This window comes from Cohnella sp. LGH, from assembly GCF_017671885.1.
GTDB lineage: Bacteria > Bacillota > Bacilli > Paenibacillales > Paenibacillaceae > Cohnella > Cohnella phaseoli.
Genome location: NZ_CP072117.1, coordinates 8,830,617 through 8,852,432 on the forward strand (window position 1 = coordinate 8,830,617; position 21,816 = coordinate 8,852,432).

The window sequence follows — 21,816 nt, forward strand, 5'->3', positions numbered from 1 at the left end:
ATTTTCCCGAATTTAAACCGGAGAATCCGCTCTTTTTTCCTCAAAATTGCTGGCTTCGTGAAAATAAGGTGGATTTTCCGCTTTAGCGCATGGTCATCCAAGAGAAAAAACCCCAGATCCTTAATAGGACCTGAGGTTCTCCCCTAACAATTTACTCGCCGTAAATCTTGGCCACCTGGTTCGTCTGCTCGCGGTTGCGGCCAACCGAGAAGATGGCGATAGGAATGCCGGTCAGCTCGGTAATGCGCTCGATGAAGCGCTGAGTCGTCTCCGGCAGATCGCTGATCTGCTTCGCTCCGGAGATGTCCTCGTGCCAGCCCGGAAGCTCCTCGTATACCGCCTCACACTCTTCCAGCAGCTTGAGGTTGGCCGGGTAGTGCTCCATCAGCTCTCCACGGAACTTGTAAGCCGTGCAGATTTTGACGGTATCCAGCCCGGTCAGAACGTCCAGCGAGTTCAGGCTGAGTCCGGTGATGCCGCTGACGCGACGAGCGTGACGGACGACAACCGAGTCGAACCAGCCGACGCGGCGCGGACGTCCCGTTACAGTGCCGTATTCATGTCCTTTGTCGCGAATCCATTGGCCGATCTCGTTATCCAGCTCTGTTGGGAACGGACCGTCTCCGACACGCGTCGTGTACGCTTTGGCTACGCCGATGACTTCCCTGATCTTGGAAGGTCCGACGCCGGAGCCGATGCACACGCCGCCAGCGGAAGGATTCGAGCTGGTCACGTACGGATACGTTCCTTGGTCGATGTCGAGCATGACGCCCTGAGCGCCCTCGAATAGTACCTTCTTACCGGCGTCGATCGCATCGTTTAAGACGACCGATGTGTCGGTGACGTACGGGCGAAGCTTCTCGGCCAACTCTAAGTACTCGTTGACGATACTGTCCGCATCAAGAGCTTCTCCGCTGTACATTTGGGTAATGACTTGATTCTTATCCGCAATAATAGCGCGAGCCTTCTCTGCGAAAGCTTCCGGCACCATCAGATCCGCGATGCGAATGCCGTTGCGAGCTGCTTTATCCATATAGCAAGGACCGATGCCTTTGCGCGTCGTGCCGATTTTGTTGGCCGCTTTGCGGTCCTCCTCCAGGGCGTCGAGCACCAGGTGGTAGGGCATTATGACGTGAGCGCGGTCGCTAATCTTCAAATTATCGGTGGAAAATCCGTTGTCTTGGATGTATTGAATTTCTTCAATGAGAGCTCCCGGATTGATAACCATTCCGTTTCCGATCACGCAGAGCTTGTTCTGATTGAATATGCCGGATGGAACCATTGTTAACTTGTACTTCTTGTTATCTATAAGGATAGTATGCCCGGCGTTATTTCCGCCTTGATAACGGGCGACGACGTCGGCCTTCTCGGCCAAATAGTCGGTAATCTTTCCTTTACCCTCGTCTCCCCATTGCGTACCAACGACAACGACTGTTGACAATGCAATCCCTCCATCCGAATGCGTTGCTTGCGCATCGGCATGATAATGCCGCCCGACAATCGCTGAGCGCGATCAGGCAGCATGAATAGTTTATCAACTGCGCCGGGGGAAGTCAACGCAAAAACGAACAATGCCGCACACGTCCATATTAATGTTCGGAATTCGCTCTTAATAAATTCATTTATGCGCTTCCGGCATAGGCTTCTGCATGAGATCGGTCCAAGCTGACGAACTTATTGAAGTTCTTCAGGAATACCAGCTCGACCGTTCCGACCGGACCGTTCCGCTGTTTGGCGATAATGATCTCGATAATGTTTTTCTTCTCGGATTCCTTGTCGTAATAATCGTCTCGATACAGGAACGCGACGATATCGGCATCTTGCTCGATCGAACCCGATTCCCGAAGGTCGGACATCATCGGACGTTTGTCCTGTCGCTGCTCAACGCCCCGGGAGAGCTGAGACAGCGCAATGACCGGAACTTCCAGCTCGCGGGCGATCTGCTTGAGCGTACGGGAAATCTCCGAGACTTCCTGCTGACGGTTCTCTCCGGCTTTGCCGCGGCCCTGAATGAGCTGCAAGTAGTCGATCAGAATCATGCCGAGGCCTTTCTCTTTCTTCAGACGCCGGCACTTGGCCCGAATGTCGGATACGGTAATGCCCGGCGTATCGTCGATATAGATCTGCGCCTCCGATAAGGCGCCGATGGCCATCGACAGCTTCTCCCAGTCGTCGCCTTCCAGGTGGCCCGTTCTCATTCGTTGAGCGTCGACGTTGGATTCGGCGCAGATAATCCGCTGCACCAGCTGGGCGGCGGACATCTCGAGACTGAAGATCGCCACCGTCTCCGAGGCTCGAACGGCGACGTTCTGCGCAACGTTCAGCGCGAAGGCCGTTTTCCCTACGGACGGACGGGCAGCGACGATAATCAAGTCGTTCGGTTGAAATCCGGCGGTCATCCGATCAAGATCGACGAAGCCAGATGGAATGCCGGTTACGCCCCCCCGGTTGTTAAACAGAAACTCGACTCGCTCGAATACTTCCATTAGCACGTCGCGAATACTGATGAATCCGGTGGAAGAGCGCCGGTTCGAAAGCTCCATAATCCGCGCCTCGGCATCGTTCAGCAGCACGCTTACGTCGTCTTCCGTCGCGTAGCCGTTAGAGACGATCTGCGTCGCCGTGCGAATCAGACGCCTAAGAAGCGATTTCTCCTCGACGATCGTTGCATAGTATTCCACATTCGCCGCCGTGGGAACCGCGTTGGCGAGCTTGGTCAAATAAATAATTCCCCCGACCTCTTCCATCTGTCCAAGATCTTGAAGCCGGGAAGCTAACGTGATGAGGTCAATCGGTTCATTGTCGTCGTTCAGAGACACCATGACATCGAAGATGCGCTGATGAGCGACACTGTAGAAATCCTCCGACTTCAGGCGTTCCATGGAGGCGACCAGAGCTTCGGTTTCCAACAAAATTGCGCCGAGCACGGCCTGTTCCGCTTCCAGGTTCTGCGGCGGCACGCGATCGTACAGCATTTGCTCCTCCATGTTTCCGTTCATCGAATCATTCCTCCACAACTTGTACGCTTAATGTGCCCTTTACGTCCGGATACAGTTTCACAGTGACTTTCGTTACGCCAAGCGCCCGAATCGGCTCTTCAAGTTCGATTTTTCGTTTGTCGACGGAAATCTTCTGCTGCTCCAGCGCTTCCGAGATTTGCTTGCTCGTGATGGCGCCGAACAAACGACCGCCCTCTCCCGCCTTCGCCTTAATCACAAGAGTCAACTCGCTTAAGCGCGCAGCCAGCTCCTGAGCTTCCTTCTTCTCGTTGTCCTTCTTCTTCTGCGCCGATGCTACTTGCTGGTTCAACGTCTTCTTGGCGCCTTCGGTTGCGATCTGAACGACGCCCTTCGGCAGCAGGAAGTTGCGCGCATAGCCTTCCGACACCTCTTTGATCTCGCCTTTCTTTCCTTGACCCTTCACGTCCTGTAAGAAAATAACCTTCATTCGAATAACCCCTCTTCCTTTTCAAGTTCTTCTAACACTTGCTTAAGCTTGCCGGCGACTTCCGAAATCGTGCCCTGCATCTGCGCGGCGGCATTGGTGAAATGGCCGCCGCCGCCCAGTCGCTCCATAACGATTTGAACGTTGATCTGTCCCAAAGACCGGGCGCTGATGCCGACGAGCCCGTCCGGCCTCGTCCCGATGACGAAGGAAGCCTTGATCCCCGTCATGTTGAGCAGCGTATCCGCCGCTTGCGCGATTAACAGCTGCGGCACTTGCTTGCCGGAATCGGCCGCCGCGATCGCGATGCAGTTGCGGAACGTCTCCGCGTGGCGAATCAGCTCCGCTTTGCGAATGTATTCGTCCAGGTCCTCCTTCAGCATCCGCTGAATGAGCGCCGAATCGGCGCCGTTGCGACGGAGGAAGGAAGCGGCCTCGAACGTGCGCGAGCCGGTGCGGAAAGCGAAGCTCTTCGTGTCGACCGTGATGCCCGCCAGCAGAGCCGTCGCCTCCCGCATGTCGAGTACGACGCGTTCGTGGATATACTGCAGCAGCTCGGTAACCAGCTCGCACGTAGACGAGGCGTAAGGCTCCATGTAGACAAGCACGGCGTCGTCGATAAACTCCTCGCTGCGCCGATGATGGTCGACGATGACGATACGCTCCGTCGCCTGCAGCAGCCGGGGCTCCGCGACCATCGTCGCGCGATGAGTATCCACGACGACGGCAAGCGAGCGTTTGCTGATCAGGTTAAGGGCCTGTTCCGGAGAGACGAACCTCTTCGTCAGCTTCTCGTCTTCCTTCAACATGTCCATCATTCGCTGAATCGAAGGATTGACGCCCTCAAGCACGATGTAGGCTTCTCTGCCGTACAGCTGCGCTGCCTTGAGCACCCCGATCGCCGCGCCGATCGCATCCATATCCGGCTGCTTGTGGCCCATGACGATGATGTTGTCGCTTTCCTTCATCAGATCTCGCAGCGCATGAGCGATGACTCGAGCCCGGACCCTGGTCCGTTTCTCCACCGCATTGCTCTTGCCGCCGTAGAAGCTCTGACGCTGTCCGAACTTGACGACCGCCTGATCGCCGCCTCTTCCGAGAGCGATATCCAAGCTGCCCTGAACGAGATGTCCGAGCTCGTTCACGTCGTCCGACCCGGATGCGAAACCGATGCTCAGCGTCATTGGCAGCTTCTGCTCGATCGTGATCTCTCTCACGTCATCCAGAAGCTCAAACCGGGACTGCTCCAGCGCCTTCAAGGTTCCCTGCTTTGTAATGACCATATAGCGATCCGAGGACAGACGGCGCAGCAGCAAGCCGTATTTCAGCGCCCATTCGTTGATCTCGCCGGTTACCTTGGATAGCATAAGCGCTCGCTGCTGTTCATCCATGCCTTGGGCAACCTCTTCGAGATTGTCCATCATGACGATGCCAAGCGCCAGCTTCTCTTCCTCGTACCGCTTCTTCAACGTTGAACGATCGGTGATGTCCACGACGTACAGCACCCGTTCGCTCATTTTCAGCTGAAGCTCGTATACTCGCCCGTTGATCGTAATCTCATTCCCCGGCTCCTTATCCTTGCCCGCCGGCTGCAGCACGGGAAAGCTCGTGTGCAGCGACTCCCCGACGATGGACGATTTCCCGACAACCGTTGAGATAAATCCGTTATGCCATTGTATTTCGTTGTCCTCGTCAAAGATCACGATGCCGATGGGAAGATGGCTGATCACGTCGTTGCCTACGCTCTTGATCCGATAGGACAGCGTAAGCACGTAGTCGTCCAGATCCTTCCGAAAAGCCTTCTCCGCCATGATTCCATATACGGCGACGATCCCGCCCAGCATTAGCCCCAGTAAGCCAAGAAGCCACTGATACCAGGCGAGAACGACGGTCATCATGAATATCAGCACCAGCGCCCAGACAATATGCATGCCATGCCAGCGCTGCACGAGAAACTTGGGCATATCCGCTCCGCTCCCGTCCTAATGTTTATCGGATGAACAAGCCCTTGCGGGCCTGCCCATTCGACGAACCTATTTCTCGAAATATTTCCTTATAGGAAACGCCGTGTCCAACAGCCCGATGATAAACGCGTGAGGAATTAACAGCACTGGCACACACAGCAACAGAGAAATCGCCCTCGGCCATTTCTTGAGGTCCGATAGGAAGAAGACGAAACCGATCGTCTGGGCCACGAACGCAAATTCCAAAATCGGAATCAGGTTTATGGAGGCGATCCACCAATAGCCGCTTGATTCCTCCGACATGGCACTGACCGCAATGATCGCGATGGCGAAGTACAGCACGAGGCTCTTCGGAAGCTTCCATGTCTTAGCTTGGGGCAGCGCCGGCGCGTCGAACGACACGCTGCGCAGCGCAAGTCGCGATAATGCATGCGCAATTACGGCTAGAAAGAAGGTCACGAAGAACAGCAGCATAGGAAGGGCTGACATGATCAGGCTGCTACTCGCAGCTGCCACCTCGGCGGCCCATCCCGTCTCGCTCAGATGACCCATCCCCAGGTTCGCCGCTATCATCGATCGGATCAGGTTGCTGAATTCGGTTGCCGACTCCGCGACCCAGCCCGACTCGATCAGACCTGCCGGCTCGAGTTGTTGGAAATATGTTGTTATCATCGAAGTCAATTGAGCCTTGATATCGATATCGAACATCACGGTAAGCAGGACGAGCTCAAGCAACAGCTGACCAAGAATAAGAACAAACGCTGCCGTCACCGCGGCTTTGGCCGACCTTGCCCGCTTGTACAGATGTCCCATTGCGGCTGCCGGAACGAGGAGCAATAACGCTAACGTAATTACCCACGGTTCCAATTCCCCCGACAATAAGAAAACGGCGGCTCCAATCGGAACAAGGTGTAGGACGAACGATTTCAAATCCAACATCGTATATAAAACGACGAAGGGCGTCATGATGAGAAATACGGTAAAAAAACCCAAAGGCGTTGCCAAAGTCAGCAACAGCATTGCGGCCGCTGCACTCCATGCCAGCGACTTCCAGCTTATCTTCAAACGATTCACCTCTTGCGGATATGTTCGGACAGCTCGGACAAATCCTTGTATTGATCCTCCAGCTGGTGTCCTTCCTGTCTCAATCGGGCAAGCTTGTCCGCAATGGCGTTATCCAGATCCCGATAAGGAATGCCGAGTCTTCGGCCCAAAATGTAAGAGCTGGCGATCAGCCCGGCCAGACCATCTATGACCCGTGACGTGCTCCCATCCCACATTCCCTTAAACAAACGGGACATTTGGTCTACGACTTCGGTCTTCAGCCATTCGATCATGCGTGTTCGAGTTGCTACGTCCAAATCTCGTTCCATCGCTATTCCTCCTATGCTCTTCGACTGTACCTGGGTGCATAAGTCCGGAAAGCTGCAAATTCCATTATATCATAACTCCCGCTTCCTCCGGCAAGCAATAGACAGAGAACCCGGGTGCGGCGAACGCAACCGGGTTCTCGATATTTCCGCTATAGCTTGGAACTTTAGGCCTTAGCAAGCTTGTACGTTTGTCCGTCCTTCGTCAATTGCCAGCCATGAGCCTCTAGAGCCGACAGCGGTAAATAATTCCGCTCTCCGACGGACAGCAACTCGGTGCGACTGCCATCCTCCCACGCGAGCTGATGACCCCGCTCCAGAATCAGCTCTCCGACGGCAGGCGCGGGTACATCCGCGTTGCCCGAGTCCGTCCCCGACGCGACCGAACCCGAACGACCGGTCTTGTCCCACTGAACGGAATAGCCCTGTTCCTTCAAGGCCTCTACATCCACATAATTGGAGTCGCGATATTCCAGCAGCGTCAGCTTGCTCTCGTCCCAGACGAGGGCAGGTCCGCCGCTCTTCACCCGTACGAATTCGCTCTTGATCGGCTGGCCGACGCGGATTTTCTTATTAATTCCATCCTGATCCAGCGCTACCTGGCCGTTAACCAGCACATACTCGATGCCGGCGGATACGATCTCCGGCTTGGCTACCGTCGATTGGTCGCTGATCTTGTCGTAGTCGAACACCACGATGTCGGCGTCCATTCCCTTAGCAATTCGCCCTTTCTTCTTCAAGGCGGGCGCCTGCTTCTCCAGCCGCTGCGCGGGCAGAAGGGACATCTTGGCGATCGCGTCCGACAGCGAGATGACCTGCTGCTCGCGAACGTAAAGGCCGACCGTTCTGGCGAACGTGCCGGACGCGCGCGGATGGTTGTTAAAGCCCGGCTCCAGAATCGCGTCGCTGCCGATCATGACATACGGAGCCTTGAGCGAGTCGATGACGTCCTGCTTCGGAATGGCGTAAGCGACCGCCAGCTTGCCTTCCTTCTGGTACTTGCGGAACGTCTCCTTCGTCAGCCGCTCCTCCGTGCCGGCGATCTGCAGATCCTCATAGGAAATGCGGAAGCGTTCCTGCCAGCCCTCGTCGAACCGTGCCGAATTCAAGTACGTTCCCCAGTAATCGTAAGGATAGATGCAGGAGGTAATATCCAGCCCCTCCGCGATCGCGTCCTCCACCATCTTCAGCGATTGCTGCATCGAGAACGTGCCGCCGGTGCTGTTGATATGATCGATATGTACAGCAGCCCCCGAGGCGCGGGCATAGCCGATCAGTTCGTTAAGCGCGTCGATGTTCGTGCCCGGCTCTTCCATGTCCGAATATCTGGCGTGAAAATAAACCGGAACGTTATACTCATGCGCCAGCTTCATCAACGGCAAGATTTCCTTGTCGTTAACGCCCGGCACGTACTCGAGGCTGAACGAAATACCGAGCACGCCGTTATTCAGCGCTCGCTCCGCTTGGTCTACAAGCTTCTGCGTCTGCTCCGGCTTGGCCGTATCGTAACGGCTCAGCTTGAACTGATTGCGCGCTTGGGTGTAGAAGAACGACGCCCCGAAATGCACGGGAGGCTTGTCCCTCTCATAGTAGGGATACCACTTCTCCGGGCTGGCGGTTCCGCCGTGCATGGCGATGTTCGCCGTTACGCCGTCGGCGATCTTGTTCCAGACCCCGACCGGGTTCGGATCGTAGGACAGATTGTCGATAAAGCCCGGCGCGACGACAAGTCCTGTCGCATCGATGACCCGTTCGCCCTTCAGCTTCTGGTCCGTAACGAGCATGATCCGGCCGTCCTGCACGGCTACGTTCAGACCTTCACGATCCAGCTTCGTCTCGGGATTGATCACGCGCCCGTTCTCGATCACGATATCGTAGGTCTGCTCCAGCTCGGAGGAGGTCGGCGTATCGATCTCTCCCGCAGCTTCTTCTGCCGGCTGAGAAGCGGACGGACTCGCAGAGCCGTTGCCAGACTCCGTCGAAGAGCTTGAGGCGGTTCCGCCTTTTGTGGCGGAAGGGGAAACAGACGGCCCCGCGTCGCTTCCGTCCTTGAGCAGGGCGGAAGCGGCCCAGATGCCGCCTGCGATAAAAAGAGCCAAAACTGCGATCATAATTGGAAAAATCCTGCGATTTCGTGATTTGCGCCGACTGTTCGTCATCGTTCCTCCGCGTTGTCCAATATTTTCCTAGGCTTCCCTTATCAAACTTTTTTCATGCGTCGCGGCAGTCAGCAGCTTCTCGGTATAGTCGATAATGTCGCTGCGGCGCACGATGCCGATAAAGTGATTCATATCGTCCACGACCGGGACGAAGTTCTGCGTCTTCGCCAAAGAAATCAGATCCACCATATTCGCGTCGATGCGGACAGGCAAATTGTTCAATCTAAGCGGCACTTCGCCGAGCGGTACGCGATGGAGCTGATCGAAGCTCAAATCCGGATTCGCCTTCAAATACCAGAGCAAATCCCCTTCGGTAACCGTCGCTTTATACTCGCCCTTCTCGCTGATGACGGGGACGGCCGTGTAACGATGACGTTCCATTCGCTCCAGCGTTTGGCGCAATGTCGCCTCTTCGCTGACGCTCACAACCTCTTGCTTAGGCAGTAAAAAAAACGCGATATTCATAATTTCCTCCTTCGCAGTAACGAAAGACCCGCGAATTCCAAGCACGGTATTATCATTATATCACGGCAAGCCGATGCGTCACCATGTCACTTGACGCTTTTTGTCCGATTACAGCGAACGGTCGGGAGAAGCGGAGGCGGATTCCGCATTCTCCTGATCCGGAACGGTCAGTCCGCTTTCCGGCGTACTCGGATCGAGCCACGACGCGATCGTCTCGCGCACCGCGGCCAGATCGTCCTCGTCTCCGACGAAATACCACAGGTTCTGCGATCCCATTCGTTTGCCTTCGCCTTTGAGCGTGTAGCTTTGGATCTCATGGCCGGCTTGCAGAAACTTCTTGGCTAACTCGTTCATGGAAGACGGCGGCAGATCGGTCTGGAAGTTGTCGCCGACAATGTCCAGAACCTCCGGGATTTTGTTCCATTGCTGCAGCGACGAAGCCTTGCTAATCAATTCCTCCAGGAACACGCGGTTGCGCGAAGTGCGAGCCATATCCCCGCCGGCGTCCTCGCGATAGCGGACATAGTTCAACGCCTCGACTCCCGAATAGTTGTCCTTGTTCGCCTTGACCGTAAACTTCTCATGATCGGCGCCTTTATTAACAATATCTTTGCCGATGGGCAGGTGGATGCCGCCAAGCGTATCGACAACCTTCACGAAGCCTTGAAAATTAATGGAAGCGTAGTGGTCGATCTTCGCATCCAGCAACTTCTCGACGCTGTTCACTGCCATTTCCGCTCCGCCGAATGCGTAAGCATGCGTGATTTTATCCTTTGAATCCCTGCCTACAATATCGGCATACGTGTCGCGCGGAATAGAAACCATAAGAACGTTGCCGTCTCCCGGTCGCACGACCGTATAGATCAGCGTATCCGAGCGGCCGCGTTCCTTCGCCCTCGCGTCTACGCCCATCAGCAGCATGCTGAACGGCTCCTCGACTACCGGTTTTTCGACGACCGGACGATTGGTTAACGGTTGATACGAATTCGCAAAGCTCGATTCTACTTTATCCGACAAAAAAATATCATACCCGATCGCCGATAAGGCTCCCCGGTTCGCATAGCCGACGCCCGCCAGGACGATCAGCAGCGCGGCCGATACGGCGACAATCTTGTGCCAACGACGCCACTTGCTCATACAACCTCTCTCCTTCTCCTGCTTGTTTGAGTCTATTTGGTCTATATCTCTCTTTGTTCTGCTAGACCCCTAATATACGATGCTCGAATATGAATTGTTACATAGAAACCTTAAACTTTCATGAAATCGATTGAATCATTTCCACGGGAGCCAGCAGTCCCCTCTCTTTCCGGCGAGTGTCGCCCCCGACTAAAGTACGGGCTTCGGACTCATCCGGAGGCCATTTTTCGACTCGGTCTCGCCCGGTATACTTCAATTCATGCGCAATACTTTGAGGAGGATTGAATGAGGATGAATGAAGCCGTCCTGCAGCTTCGCAACGTAACGAAAACCATCGGCAGACGGACAATCGTAAACGATCTGTCGTTCGATATTCCCGCCGGTGAAGTGTTCGGGTTTCTCGGACCGAACGGCGCGGGCAAAACGACGACAATCCGTATGATTGTCGGCCTGATCTCGATGACGAAAGGCGAAATTACCGTTAAAGGCGTGTCCGTTCGCAAGCAGTTCGAGCAAGCCATGACTCATATCGGAGCAATCGTTGAAAATCCGGAAATGTACAAATTTCTGACCGGTTACCAGAATCTCGTGCACTTCGCGCGGCGCCACTCCGGCGTCACCAAGCAGCGGATCGACGAAGTCGTTCAGTTGCTCGGCCTGCAAAATCGCATCCACGAGAAAGTAAAGCGTTATTCCTTGGGCATGCGTCAACGTCTTGGAGTGGCTCAAGCCATTCTGCACAAGCCGTCCGTGCTCATTCTCGACGAGCCGACGAACGGTCTCGATCCGGCAGGCATTCGCGAGCTTCGCGATTACTTGCGCAAGCTGAGCCAGGAGGAGGGACTATCCGTTATCGTCTCCTCTCATCTGCTGTCGGAGATGGAGCTGATGTGCGACCGGGTGGCGATCATTCAAGGCGGCAAGCTGATTGACGTCCGCTCCCTGCAAGAGGCGAAGAACTCGGTTCAGACCAAGATTGTCATCGAATCAAGCGACATCGAATCCGCCCACCGGCTGCTGTCCGGAGCGTTTAATCACCAAGGCGTCGAACTTATCGGAGATCGGATCGAGATTACGGCCGACCGCAGCCTCATCCCGGATGTGGCGCGGCTGCTGGTGAAAGCCGGCTTGGACGTCTACGGCATTCATGCCGCTCAGCGTTCGCTGGAGGATCAGTTCTTAGAGATTACCGGAGGTGAGATGGTTGTCTAGTCTGGGGAATTTGATACGGAACGAAAATATGAAAATTTACCGCCGTCCCCGTACCTGGTTGATGATCGGCTTCCTTGTGCTCGCGATAGGGCTGATGAGCGGATTGATGAAATGGGACGATAGCCGCAGCAGCCCGGACAACTGGCAGCAGAGTTTGACTCAGCAGAACGTCCATTACCAGAAACAGCTGGCGGAAGATAAAGAGATGGACTCCGACTACAAGGAGTATCTCTCTAACGAAATTAAGATCAATGAATATTATCTGGCCCACGACATGAATCCCTATGGGCTGTCGCTCTGGGATTATGTCAACAGCTCGGCCTCCCTCATCCTACTGATCACAATTCTAACTGTCATCGTTGCGGCTGACATGATCGCCGCCGAGTTTACATGGGGAACGATCAAGCTGCTCCTTGTGGGCCCGGCGTCGCGCTCGAAGATTATGTTGGGCAAGTACATCTCTACGATGATGTTCGCCCTGTTGCTGCTCATTCTTGCATTTGTGGTTGCGTTCGCGGCCGGAGCCGCGCTGCAAGGCTTTGACGGGCTGGCCCATCCGCATCTGTCCGTCGGCGCGGACGGTCTCGTGCACGAAAACTCCATGATCGTCAACGCCCTGCAAAAATACGGCTACGCCGTCGTCTCGCTGCTGATGTATGTCACGCTTGCCTTTATGATCTCCTCGGCATTCCGCAGCTCATCGATGGCGATCGCCTTCTCGCTGCTGTTCATGCTCGTCGGCAATACCGTGACGATGCTGCTGAGCCGTTATGAGTGGTCGAAATACTTGCTGTTCGCCAATACCGAGCTCTCTCAGTATTTGCCCGGCAATTCTCCGATTCGACCGGAGATGACGCTCGGCTTCTCGATCACGATGCTCGCCGCCTATTACGTCGTCTTCCAGATCGTCGCGTGGACGCTGTTCACTAAGCGCGATGTGGCGGCATAAACCTGACAAAACCCGTCGGCACGTTAATGTCCGACGGGTTTGCTTATTCCTGCCGCTCGAATCCTCCAAGGATCGGGCGCTTTCTACTCTTCGACCGCGTATTGCCTGAACCGTTCGATCCGATGGAAGGTCGAATAATTGGCGTCATGCATGTTTTTCGCCTGGTTGATCGCGGTGCGGCACAAGTAAAGCAGATCTTCGCCGTCAATCAGCATGCTGACATATTGAAAACCGACATCGTCCGGGTTTTCATGACGGTAGTCCAGCATACGCTTGACCAAGCGGAAGCTCTGCAAATCCTTGGAGACCGAGAGCGACAGCACATTTCTCTGATGGGGCGTCCGCTCGTCCACCACTTCGTTGGCGATCGCCCAGTAGAGGCCGGAAGGCTCGTCGTACAGCAGCTCGAACTTGCAGTTGCTGCCTCCGTTGAAGTCGGCGAAACCATGAAACTGAAGCGATTCTTCTGGCCGGTCCTTGTTGCCCTTCAGCACGAGCGCTTTGCCGTAGCCTTTCATTGTGTAGCGCAGTACGTTGTAGATGTCCCCGTCGGGTCCTACAACGGCGTTGCCCTCCAGCCCGCCGCCGACGGCAGCTCCGGGAGCCGCATTCTCCCATGCCGGATCGTAAGGGAGAAATCCTGTACACTGCCAGTTGCCCGCATCCATCAGATCGGCATCGGCGTCAATCGACAGCAGGGCGTTGCTGTGCCCTCCGCTCGACCACGACCCGTAATCGATCCCCGTGTACAACCGATTGTCCAACTCGACTACCTGCATCGGCGCCTTGTGCGGTCCTCTGCCCATCCAGCTCCCCGCACCGGTCATAATTGTGACGGGCGAGCTCCAGGTCAGTCCTTCATCGGCCGAACGACCGATCAGCAGATCGCCGTACTCGGTTGAATTAGCAAGCATGTACAGCTCCCCGCGATGGACGAACAGCTTGCCCCAGAAGCAGGGCATCAGTTCGGTCACATACCGCCAGCTTTGGCCTCCGTCGTCGGAGCGAAAGATCAGCGTCAGATTTTGCGGAGCCTTGCCCGCAAAGACGTCCATCGAAGCCAGCAGCGCGCCTGACGGCAGCTTGACGAGCGACGGACTGCACAGGCTTCGCCCGGAGAAAGCGTAGATTTCGTCCTCCGGGTGCAAATAGTTGACAACCGTTCCTACCGGCTTGCCGGTCCGTGCCAGACGGACCTCGCTTGCGCCCGCCCCGCTTGCGCGGGCTACAAAAAATTCGTAGTCGCACTCCGACTCCAGCGCCTCGATGATATAGACTGAACCATCCAGCTCTTTCACTTCGAAAGGATCGTTCGTGCGGAATTTGCGCCAGTGCAGCAGATGGGTGCCGCTGTCCCCCGCATCGAACCATTCGAGCTCGATCGTCTTCTCGTCCGGCGCTACCCGGCAAATATACGGCAGGTTACGTTTATCATATTGATCATAGGGCCGATAGGGCCGATAGCTCCAACCGGAATAACCTTTCATAGAAGAACCCTCCTCATCCTTTGACGGATCCAATCATAACGCCTTTGACAAAATATTTCTGCACGAACGGATAGACGCACATGATCGGCAATGTCGAGACAATGATAACCGCATAGCGCATCGCTTCGACCAGATAAATTTGCGCGGCCGCGTCTCCGCCCATATCCGCGCTATCCGAGGCCATGCTCATCGCAGACTGGCTGACGATCAAATCGCGCAGCACCATCTGCAGCGGCATCAACTGCTGATCCCGCAAGTAGATCATCGCGTTGAACCACGAATTCCACTGGCTTACGGCAGCGAACAGCACCAGCACGGCAATGAGCGCCTTCGACACCGGCAGCGCGATGCGGAAGAAAAACGAAAAGTGAGAGCAGCCATCCATACTCGCTGCCTCGAACAGCTCGTCCGGAATTGTCGACTTGATGAACGTCCGGCTGATAATAATGTTAGTTACGTTGACGGCCCCCAGTAGTACGATGACGAGCGGATTTCCGTAAAGACCGATTTCCTTCATCAGCAAATAGGTGGGGATGAGTCCTCCGTTAAAAAACATCGTGAACAGCAAAAATGCAGTAACAAGCGTCTTGCCCGGGAACGGCTTGCGGGACAACGCATATCCCGCGAGCAGGCTCGTCATGACCGACAATGCCGTGAACAGCGTTGTATAGATCAGCGTGTTCCGATATCCCGTCCAGATCGGCGCATAATTCAGCACTTCGATATACCCTTTAATATCAAGGCTGCGAGGCCAGAACAGCACCTTGCCGCTTGCCACCAGCTTCGGATCGCTGAACGAGGCGATGATTACAAAATATAGCGGATATGCAACCGCGAGCAAAAGCAGTGTCAAAATCGTGTAATTGACCGCATCGTATAGCCGGTCCCCTCTGTTCGCTCTGATAGACTGCCGCATCGTCGTCCCCCCTACCATAGCGATTCCTGGCCCAGTCTCTTGCTGATCTGGTTGACGACCAGAATCATAATGAAGTTAATGCCGGAGTTGAACAGGCCGATCGCTGCGGAAAGACTATACTGTCCTTCCTTGATGCCGATTTTGTATACATAGGTGTTAATAATTTCGCTGGTGCTGATGTTGAACGAATTCTGCATCAGAAACGCCTTCTCGAAGCCCACATTCATAATCGTACCCGACTCCAGAATAAGCAGGATAACGATCGTCGGCAGAATCGAAGGCAGATCGATCCGCATAACGCGCTGAAACTTGCTGGCCCCGTCGATGATCGCCGCCTCGTGCATCGACTGATCGACGGCGGACAGCGCCCCGAGATAGATGATGCTGCTCCAGCCCAGCCCCTGCCAGACTCCGCTCCAGACATACAAATGCGGGAAACTGGAGGCGTTCATCAGCACCCCGAGATTGCCCTCGTGCACTCCCAGCATATCCAGCAAATTGCGTACGATGCCCATGGACGGCGAAAAGAAAATGTTCACCATGCCGACTACGACGACGATTGAAATGAAATGCGGCGCGTACGTGATCGTCTGCACGAGCTTCTTCATGCGTTGATTCGTCGTGCTGTTGAGTGCGAGCGCTAACAGTACGGGCAGCGGAAAACCGGCTATCAGCACGTAGAAGCTGATCAACAGCGTATTTTTCAGAACGACCTCAAACATCGGCATGGAGAAGAAACGATCGAAGTGTTTCAGTCCGACCCATGGGCTATCTATAATTCCCAAATGCGGTTTGAAATCCTTGAAAGCGATCATGATGCCGTACATTGGCAAGTAATTGAATGCGATCACCAGCGCGATGGCCGGCAGCAGGAAGAGATAGAGCTGGCGATTGTCCCACATCCTCAAGCGCAGCGGCTTGAGCGCTTCCCGTTCTCGCGCGGTTCCGGCAAGTTTCACCCGATCAAGCTCCTTCCTCTATTTCGCGATAACATCGTACGCTTTCTGCCGAAGCTCTACGAATTGCTCCAGACCGAGTTTATTCATCTGCTTCACGTAAGCGTCCCATCCGGCGTCAATGTCTTGCCTGCCCGTAATGAAGTCGGCGAATACCGTCTTGCGGTAGTTGGTCAGGTCCGTTCTGTACTGGTTCGTCAAGCTCACATCGTCTGCTCCTAGAGCGCCTTCGACGTAGACCATGTCGTTGGGCAGGACAGCGTCCTTATACACATGCTCATAAGCCCAAGCCCGGGTATTTTTCACGTCGTAGGACAGCTCCTTCCACTTGTCGGCATAGAACGACTGATCCTTCAACGCGACGAAGGAATTGTGCAATCCGAGCTTGCCGCTGTTCTCCGCCATCTTGTCCGGCGATTCCTCCCAGAATAGCTGATACGCCTTGCCTTCGGCGTCGTAATCCCATAATGTGCCCTTTACTCCCCGACTGACCGTCAGCTCCAGCTCGAGATCGGTCGCAATTGCTTCCAATAGACGGACGGTTGCCGCCGGATATTTGTTTTTCTTCGTAATGACGGCCGTATTGGCCGGCCCTGCAACGTAAGCCTGACTGCGAATGAACGGCTTCTGGCCGTTGCCGCTGTCGATCGGGCCCATGGCCGTCCCCAGCTCGGGCTGCCGGTTCGCGTACGAATGGTACGAGCCGACGAGCGGCGGCAGAGAGCTGATCTTGGACACATACGTATTCCCGTCATCCGTGAATACTTCAGGCGGAATCAGACCGGACTGATACAGATCGCGCAAATATTTGAGCGGCTCCTTGATCATAGGATTGGTCGACTGATCCTTCACGACGCCGTTATCGACGTAGAGATAGTCGGCGCTGGTGACATAGACGCCGAAGCTGCCGTAAATGTCGAACTGCCCTCCGACATAACCGTCGAACTGGAAGTAGTAAGGAATGACATCGCTAGGAATGGTGCCCTTGCCGGCGTTGTCCTTGATCGCCTGCAATACATTTTTGAATTGTTCAGTCGTCTTTGGAATTTCCAGATTCAGTTCTTTTAACCACGATTCCATAATGATCCATTGATCGCGCAAATTCCGATCGAACGGCGCGAAATCGATGTACGGCACGCCGTACAATTTGCCGTCCGCGGCCAGCGAGCCGTTGTAAACCAGCTTGTTTTCCTTCATAAAGCTGCTCCATGTCGGAGCGTATTGCTCCAGCAGCGGTTCGATCTCCACGAACTGTCCTCCCTCGGCCGCGGAGGTCAGTTGATTGGCGTTCATCCCAACGCCGAGAATCAGATCGGGAAAATCGTTGCTGGCAAACATCAGATCGACTTTCTCCGCATCCTTGAGCACTTCGACTTCAAGATCGATATTCGTTTTCTCGGCCACGTACTTCCAGATTTCCGTTGTATCCATGTTAGGCCGCAGCGCGCTGTAGGAGACGACGGCCTTAAGCTTGATCGGCTCCTTCGTAATCGGATACCCGGTCAAATTCGTCATGCCGCCGTCCGCCATACCGTCAGACGTCTCCTGCGATGCGCTGGCACCGGAGCTGCCAGTTTCTTCTTTTTGGCTCGAGCAGCCTGCCAGCAAGGCGATGATTAGCGCAATGCACAACCCGATCACCGTTGCACGACTTTTGGAATTTCTCATATTCGTTTAGACCTCCCATTTTTAATGTAACGAGTTTCCTTTCAGCCGCGCGTGGCGGCGGACAGCGCTTCGCGGGCCATCTCGGCCAGACCGTTAAGCTGAATCATTTCGAGCTGCTTGGACTCGGTGAACATCTCTCCGTTCAGCACTCTGCTGTCAATCTCCATTGGGACTCCTTGCAGCGACAGGCTGAATTTGGCATTCACCGGATAGTACTGATATTCCGCCATTGAGCAAACTCCGAGCAGCTGCTGCAGCCGTTCGGCTCTTTCCGGTTCGGTACGGTAATGACGATACAGCCATACATACAAGTCGGGATGAAAATTCGCCATGACGCCGCTGTACCCGTCCGCCCCCAGCCGAAGGCTCTCAAGCAGCGTCGCGCTGTTGGCGTTGAACAGCTTGATGCCGGAGCCTTCGATCATGCGCAGCTTGACGGCGATCTGTTCCAGATTGCAGCAGGTATCCTTGATAAACCCGAAGCGTCCGGATTGCAGACAGGCGCTCAGCACCTTGGGCGTCAGCAGCCGCTTATACGGATACGGGCACTCGTACATCCCGAGCGGGACGTCCGGAAATCGCGATAAGAACGCTTCCATTCTGTCGATCAGCGCTTCGTCCGGCTCATCCGGTTCGGCAAAACGGTTAGGCAGCACCACGTATGCGGTTACCCCGGCATTCATGATCGCCTCCGCCTCGCGCACTTGATCCTCCAGCCGACTCGCCGTATGACCGGACACGATCACTTGCATGCCCTCCGGCACGTTCGAAACAATGAACTTCGTCAGCTCCCGCTTCTCTTCCAGACTGAGATGAAACATCTCGCTGGACTGGCAGACGGCAAATATGCCGTCAACTCCGCACTCGCTGTAATACTCGATCAGCTTTTCCACGGCATAGTAGTCAATTTCGTTGCCTTTCGTGAAGGGAGTTGCCATTGTAGGCCAGATGCCGCTGCTGATGTTCTGCATGTCGACCGCCTTTCTTTTGTTCTATTATTTAGAACAATATTCTAAATATAATTAATTCAAGGTCATTCTAGCACGAGAAAGCTGCATATGTAAACGCTATTATTGAGGTTTTTGCGGATTTATTTGCTAAAACTAAGCACGTTGTTCTATAATTAAGAACATAATTTATGGTATTGATCATATTGGAAAAAATGGGTGAGGGGAAGGAAGAGCGGGGATGACGGAGGAAGCCAAGGTCAAAACGTTGAAAAAATCGCTGGATATTTTAGAATGCTTCACCATAGCGGTGCCGGAGCTGGGAATCTCCGAAATCAGCGAAAGACTCGGACTGTATAAAAGCAACGTGCACAATATCATTTCAACTTACGAACAGCGCGGTTATATCGAGCGGAACCCGGAGACCGGAAAGTATCGACTGGGCACGAAGATATTAGAGCTCTCCTATATTATCAATGCTAATCTGGGGCTGCATAACGCGATTCATCCGCCAATGAGCGCGCTGTCGGGAGAAATCAATGAGGTGGTCTATTTCGCGGTTCCGAAAGGTCCCCGCGTCATGTATCTGGAAGGGGTGTATCCGGTCAACTCCTTCAACGCGCGCTCAATGGTCGGAGAAACGGCGGAAATGTACTGCACGTCTATCGGCAAAGCCATTCTTGCCTACCTGCCGCCGGATCAAGCCATCAAAGCCATCAGCGAGCAGAGTATGATCAAGCATACGGCCAATACGATAACGGAAAGAGGGGCGCTGCTGGACGAACTGGAAGCGATCCGGAAACGGGGCTACAGCATCGATAATATGGAGCATGAGTTCGGCATCAAGTGCGTCGGCGTACCGGTATTCCGCAGAGGCGGCTCCCTGCTGGGCGCCATGAGCGTATCGGGGCCTTCCCCGCGCGTGGAGGAGAAGATCGAAGAGTATGCCGCGAAGCTCCATGCCTACAGCCAGAAAATCAGCTTGCGGACATAACGCGGTCGGGCATGCAAGCGGGCATCGACGGAATAACAAAAGCTCTGACCTCGTGCTCGTGGGTCAGAGCTTTTTATACTGCGCGTTTTATGTGGTAAGAGCAATGAAAACGGGTTTCTAAAGTCCAGCGGTATGATGTCAAGCGCTAACCTCGAATGAATTGGAAATTTTTTTGGCTGTAAGTTAGATCAGTCATGAAAAATGGGCACATCAAACTAAACCCAGCCGAAAATCAAGTGAATAACCAGATTTTTACTGGGAATCCGTAATGGACTTTGGCAAAGGAGGCGTCAATCCTTCGCAGTCGTCACCTTCCTTCGAGGCGTATAGAGTTGGCCGTTGCGTAGCAGCACATCGACCAGACGCACAAGTTTTCTTGCCGTTAAGACGAGGGCGCGTTTGTGTTGATGCTTGGGTACTTCCTTGTATTTCTTCCGGTAATACTCGCCGAATTCTTCATCGCGGTTTTTCACCGAGTTGGCAGCTTCAACCAGGTAATAGCGAAGGAATCGGTTGCCGGAACGAATGCGTTTAGTATCCTCGGCCTCAAAGGGGCCGGACTGATGCCTGCGCCATGTGAGCCCAGCGTACTTGGCGACAGCGGCTTGATCGCTAAAGCGCCAGATGTCGCCAAGCTCGGCGAGAATGCCGGCGGCGTAGACCTTGCCGATGCCGGGGACGGATTGCAGGCACTGGGCGCCCGGCATGCCTTCCAGAATCCGCGAGATGGCCTTGTCCAAATCCTTGAGCTGAGCCTGAATGCTTCGGATGGTCTGAATGGATGTGCCAAGCACAAGGTCGATGGAATCCTCGACGACTTTGGAGAGCCGGTAAGAAGCTCTGGCGGCTTTCTGAATGCAGCGAGCGACGTTCTCTGCGTCAGGGAAGCGATTGCGTCCCTTGTCTCTGAGATAGTCAGCCAAGCTCGCGACATCCATGGTCGCAATGTCGTCCAGGCTGTATTGGTCCGAGAGCATCTCCAGGATGGCATGTCCGAATACGGAGCTCTCGACTTCGGACGTAAAGGCGTTGCACTTGTAGAACAGGTTCTGCAGGAAGTACTGCTTCTCGCGCGTCAGGCTGTGGACCATATGAAACCGCATGCGGGTAAGCCGCTGCAAGGCAACGTACTGCTCTTGCATGACGATGGTCGTCGTCAATCTGCCGAAGCGCAAACGGTCCGCAATGACCCAAGCATCGAGACGGTCGGTCTTGTCAAGATCCGGATACGCTTCTCTGAACTTGCTGACGAGCTTCGGGTTGATGGTGAACACTTTGGCCTTGCGTTCCTTGAGTGCCGCATCCTCATGCATATACATCGCAGGATGCCAGCTGTAGACCGAGGTAGCCTCAAGCCCGATATGGATTTCGGAAGCGGACAGCTTGTCCGCTACAGCAACAATGCGGTCGCGTAGGTGAGAAGCGCCATGCAAATCGTTCTTCACGGTAAGCGTCTCAACCTTGTCGCCATCCGAATTCATGAAACACGCTTCCAGTTCTTGCGAACTGACGTCAATACCGACAAATAGTTTCAAGTGGAGATCCTCCTTTCTCTAGGGATTCAGGGAATGGACGCTCCGGGATGCCTCCGGTGCACTCGCAGATCAATCACCCTCGCATATGAGGACACACTTCGGGCCATGAGCTGCCCCAGCGCTGCTATTGCTGGGCATGGTTTGCCGAAGGGAACAGCCAGCGGGTAAGAAGCTCAGACGAGTACCGGAGAAACAGACTTTAGATGTAGACGATGCTACAGGAGGCAGAAGAATTTCCCCGAATGGACCCTAAAATCCATTGTCCAGAGGCATGCCGGAAAGTCCAGTCCCAAATTTAATTTTCAAAGAGCAAGCTGGAAATTCTGAAGGCGGCCTTCATCCCCCTCGGGGGATGGAAATTGGCTTATAACTGCCTTCAAAAAATACTATACGAGGAGGCATGCTATAGGACTTGAATATCGGCGCTTGAATTTCTTGATCCATTTGAATAATTGATGTAGATCATATTACGGGGGTGTAGATATGTTGGTTAGTGAAAATCATTTCTCTAATTTTAGGCCCATATTCATCCTATTTATTGTTATACTAATTGTCTCTTTAATAGTCATTCTCTTTCAAAAGAATCATTATAAAATCATTAATGGGTACACAG

Annotated in this window: 18 protein-coding genes; 3 read left to right on the forward strand and 15 right to left on the reverse strand. The window is 54.3% G+C overall.

Annotated elements, in window-relative coordinates:
* Positions 1–151 precede the first annotated feature (151 nt).
* From J4772_RS36505 to J4772_RS36545, 9 genes are all read right to left on the reverse strand, one after another.
* Positions 152–1,441: an adenylosuccinate synthase gene (locus J4772_RS36505; protein WP_116060933.1), complete on the reverse strand. Its 1,290-nt coding sequence runs from the start codon at positions 1,439–1,441 to the stop codon at positions 152–154.
* 181 nt (positions 1,442–1,622) lie between these two features.
* Positions 1,623–2,999 (reverse strand): replicative DNA helicase, encoded by a 1,377-nt coding sequence (gene dnaB / locus J4772_RS36510; protein ID WP_371822810.1) that lies wholly within the window; start codon positions 2,997–2,999, stop codon positions 1,623–1,625.
* Between the two features lie 4 nt (positions 3,000–3,003).
* Positions 3,004–3,447: a 50S ribosomal protein L9 gene (gene rplI / locus J4772_RS36515; RefSeq protein WP_116060934.1), complete on the reverse strand. Its 444-nt coding sequence runs from the start codon at positions 3,445–3,447 to the stop codon at positions 3,004–3,006.
* Positions 3,444–5,408 (reverse strand): DHH family phosphoesterase, encoded by a 1,965-nt coding sequence (locus J4772_RS36520; protein WP_116060935.1) that lies wholly within the window; start codon positions 5,406–5,408, stop codon positions 3,444–3,446. Before J4772_RS36520 ends, rplI begins: the two co-directional genes overlap by 4 nt.
* Before the next feature lie 69 nt (positions 5,409–5,477).
* Positions 5,478–6,473, reverse strand: a complete 996-nt coding sequence (locus J4772_RS36525; RefSeq protein WP_116060936.1) for a DUF2232 domain-containing protein — start codon at positions 6,471–6,473, stop codon at positions 5,478–5,480.
* Between the two features lie 5 nt (positions 6,474–6,478).
* The gene (locus J4772_RS36530) at positions 6,479–6,781 is read right to left on the reverse strand and encodes a MazG-like family protein (protein ID WP_116060937.1); all 303 of its coding nucleotides are present in this window, start codon (positions 6,779–6,781) and stop codon (positions 6,479–6,481) included.
* Between the two features lie 164 nt (positions 6,782–6,945).
* The gene (locus J4772_RS36535; protein WP_247740955.1) at positions 6,946–8,889 is read right to left on the reverse strand and encodes an amidohydrolase family protein; all 1,944 of its coding nucleotides are present in this window, start codon (positions 8,887–8,889) and stop codon (positions 6,946–6,948) included.
* Positions 8,890–8,964: 75 nt separating this feature from the next.
* The gene (locus J4772_RS36540) at positions 8,965–9,402 is read right to left on the reverse strand and encodes a CBS domain-containing protein (protein ID WP_116060939.1); all 438 of its coding nucleotides are present in this window, start codon (positions 9,400–9,402) and stop codon (positions 8,965–8,967) included.
* Between the two features lie 108 nt (positions 9,403–9,510).
* Positions 9,511–10,539, reverse strand: a complete 1,029-nt coding sequence (locus tag J4772_RS36545; RefSeq protein WP_116060940.1) for an LCP family protein — start codon at positions 10,537–10,539, stop codon at positions 9,511–9,513.
* A gap of 285 nt (positions 10,540–10,824) precedes the next feature.
* Between J4772_RS36545 and J4772_RS36550 the strand changes: the two genes are divergently transcribed.
* Together J4772_RS36550 and J4772_RS36555 are read left to right on the forward strand one after the other, a co-directional pair.
* Positions 10,825–11,751, forward strand: a complete 927-nt coding sequence (locus J4772_RS36550; RefSeq protein ID WP_371822811.1) for an ABC transporter ATP-binding protein — start codon at positions 10,825–10,827, stop codon at positions 11,749–11,751.
* The gene (locus J4772_RS36555; RefSeq protein WP_209073646.1) at positions 11,744–12,700 is read left to right on the forward strand and encodes an ABC transporter permease; all 957 of its coding nucleotides are present in this window, start codon (positions 11,744–11,746) and stop codon (positions 12,698–12,700) included. The genes J4772_RS36550 and J4772_RS36555 overlap by 8 nt, the downstream gene beginning before the upstream one ends.
* An 83-nt stretch (positions 12,701–12,783) precedes the next feature.
* Here J4772_RS36555 and J4772_RS36560 read toward each other — a convergent pair whose 3' ends face one another.
* The 5 genes from J4772_RS36560 to J4772_RS36580 are packed head-to-tail and all read right to left on the reverse strand — an operon-like array spanning position 12,784 to position 18,698.
* Positions 12,784–14,187 carry a sialidase family protein gene (locus J4772_RS36560; RefSeq protein WP_209073647.1) on the reverse strand — a complete coding sequence of 468 codons (1,404 nt, stop codon included), beginning with the start codon at positions 14,185–14,187 and terminating at the stop codon, positions 12,784–12,786.
* A 13-nt stretch (positions 14,188–14,200) separates the two neighbouring features.
* Complete coding sequence (locus J4772_RS36565) at positions 14,201–15,103, reverse strand: carbohydrate ABC transporter permease (RefSeq protein WP_246016509.1); 903 nt, start codon at positions 15,101–15,103, stop codon at positions 14,201–14,203.
* Between the two features lie 11 nt (positions 15,104–15,114).
* On the reverse strand, positions 15,115–16,062 hold the full coding sequence (locus J4772_RS36570) for an ABC transporter permease (protein WP_247740956.1): 948 nt from the start codon (positions 16,060–16,062) through the stop codon (positions 15,115–15,117).
* 18 nt (positions 16,063–16,080) lie between these two features.
* A complete protein-coding gene (locus J4772_RS36575) occupies positions 16,081–17,727 on the reverse strand; it encodes a type 2 periplasmic-binding domain-containing protein (protein ID WP_209073648.1) in 1,647 nt (548 codons plus the stop codon).
* Between the two features lie 41 nt (positions 17,728–17,768).
* Positions 17,769–18,698 (reverse strand): dihydrodipicolinate synthase family protein, encoded by a 930-nt coding sequence (locus J4772_RS36580; protein WP_209073649.1) that lies wholly within the window; start codon positions 18,696–18,698, stop codon positions 17,769–17,771.
* Positions 18,699–18,915: 217 nt separating this feature from the next.
* On the opposite strand from J4772_RS36580, the gene J4772_RS36585 reads away from it, so the two are divergent.
* Positions 18,916–19,668, forward strand: coding sequence for an IclR family transcriptional regulator (locus J4772_RS36585; RefSeq protein WP_209073650.1), 753 nt, complete (start codon positions 18,916–18,918; stop codon positions 19,666–19,668).
* A 290-nt stretch (positions 19,669–19,958) separates the two neighbouring features.
* On the opposite strand, the gene J4772_RS36590 is transcribed toward J4772_RS36585, so the two are convergent.
* Entirely contained in the window at positions 19,959–21,203 is a 1,245-nt protein-coding gene (locus tag J4772_RS36590) for an IS110 family RNA-guided transposase (RefSeq protein ID WP_209073651.1), read from the reverse strand.
* Positions 21,204–21,816 lie beyond the last annotated feature (613 nt).

What these genes read in the sequence shown, in the direction of transcription:
- dnaB (WP_371822810.1), bottom strand. Translation starts at nt 2,999, where the DNA reads ATGAACGGAAACATGGAGGAGCAAATGCTGTACGATCGCGTGCCGCCG.
- rplI (WP_116060934.1), bottom strand. Translation starts at nt 3,447, where the DNA reads ATGAAGGTTATTTTCTTACAGGACGTGAAGGGTCAAGGAAAGAAAGGC.
- J4772_RS36520 (WP_116060935.1), bottom strand. Translation starts at nt 5,408, where the DNA reads ATGCCCAAGTTTCTCGTGCAGCGCTGGCATGGCATGCATATTGTCTGG.
- J4772_RS36530 (WP_116060937.1), bottom strand. Translation starts at nt 6,781, where the DNA reads ATGGAACGAGATTTGGACGTAGCAACTCGAACACGCATGATCGAATGG.
- J4772_RS36535 (WP_247740955.1), bottom strand. Translation starts at nt 8,889, where the DNA reads ATGATCGCAGTTTTGGCTCTTTTTATCGCAGGCGGCATCTGGGCCGCT.
- J4772_RS36540 (WP_116060939.1), bottom strand. Translation starts at nt 9,402, where the DNA reads ATGAATATCGCGTTTTTTTTACTGCCTAAGCAAGAGGTTGTGAGCGTC.
- J4772_RS36545 (WP_116060940.1), bottom strand. Translation starts at nt 10,539, where the DNA reads ATGAGCAAGTGGCGTCGTTGGCACAAGATTGTCGCCGTATCGGCCGCG.
- J4772_RS36550 (WP_371822811.1), top strand. Translation starts at nt 10,825, where the DNA reads ATGAGGATGAATGAAGCCGTCCTGCAGCTTCGCAACGTAACGAAAACC.
- J4772_RS36560 (WP_209073647.1), bottom strand. Translation starts at nt 14,187, where the DNA reads ATGAAAGGTTATTCCGGTTGGAGCTATCGGCCCTATCGGCCCTATGAT.
- J4772_RS36565 (WP_246016509.1), bottom strand. Translation starts at nt 15,103, where the DNA reads ATGCGGCAGTCTATCAGAGCGAACAGAGGGGACCGGCTATACGATGCG.
- J4772_RS36575 (WP_209073648.1), bottom strand. Translation starts at nt 17,727, where the DNA reads ATGAGAAATTCCAAAAGTCGTGCAACGGTGATCGGGTTGTGCATTGCG.
- J4772_RS36580 (WP_209073649.1), bottom strand. Translation starts at nt 18,698, where the DNA reads ATGCAGAACATCAGCAGCGGCATCTGGCCTACAATGGCAACTCCCTTC.
- J4772_RS36585 (WP_209073650.1), top strand. Translation starts at nt 18,916, where the DNA reads ATGACGGAGGAAGCCAAGGTCAAAACGTTGAAAAAATCGCTGGATATT.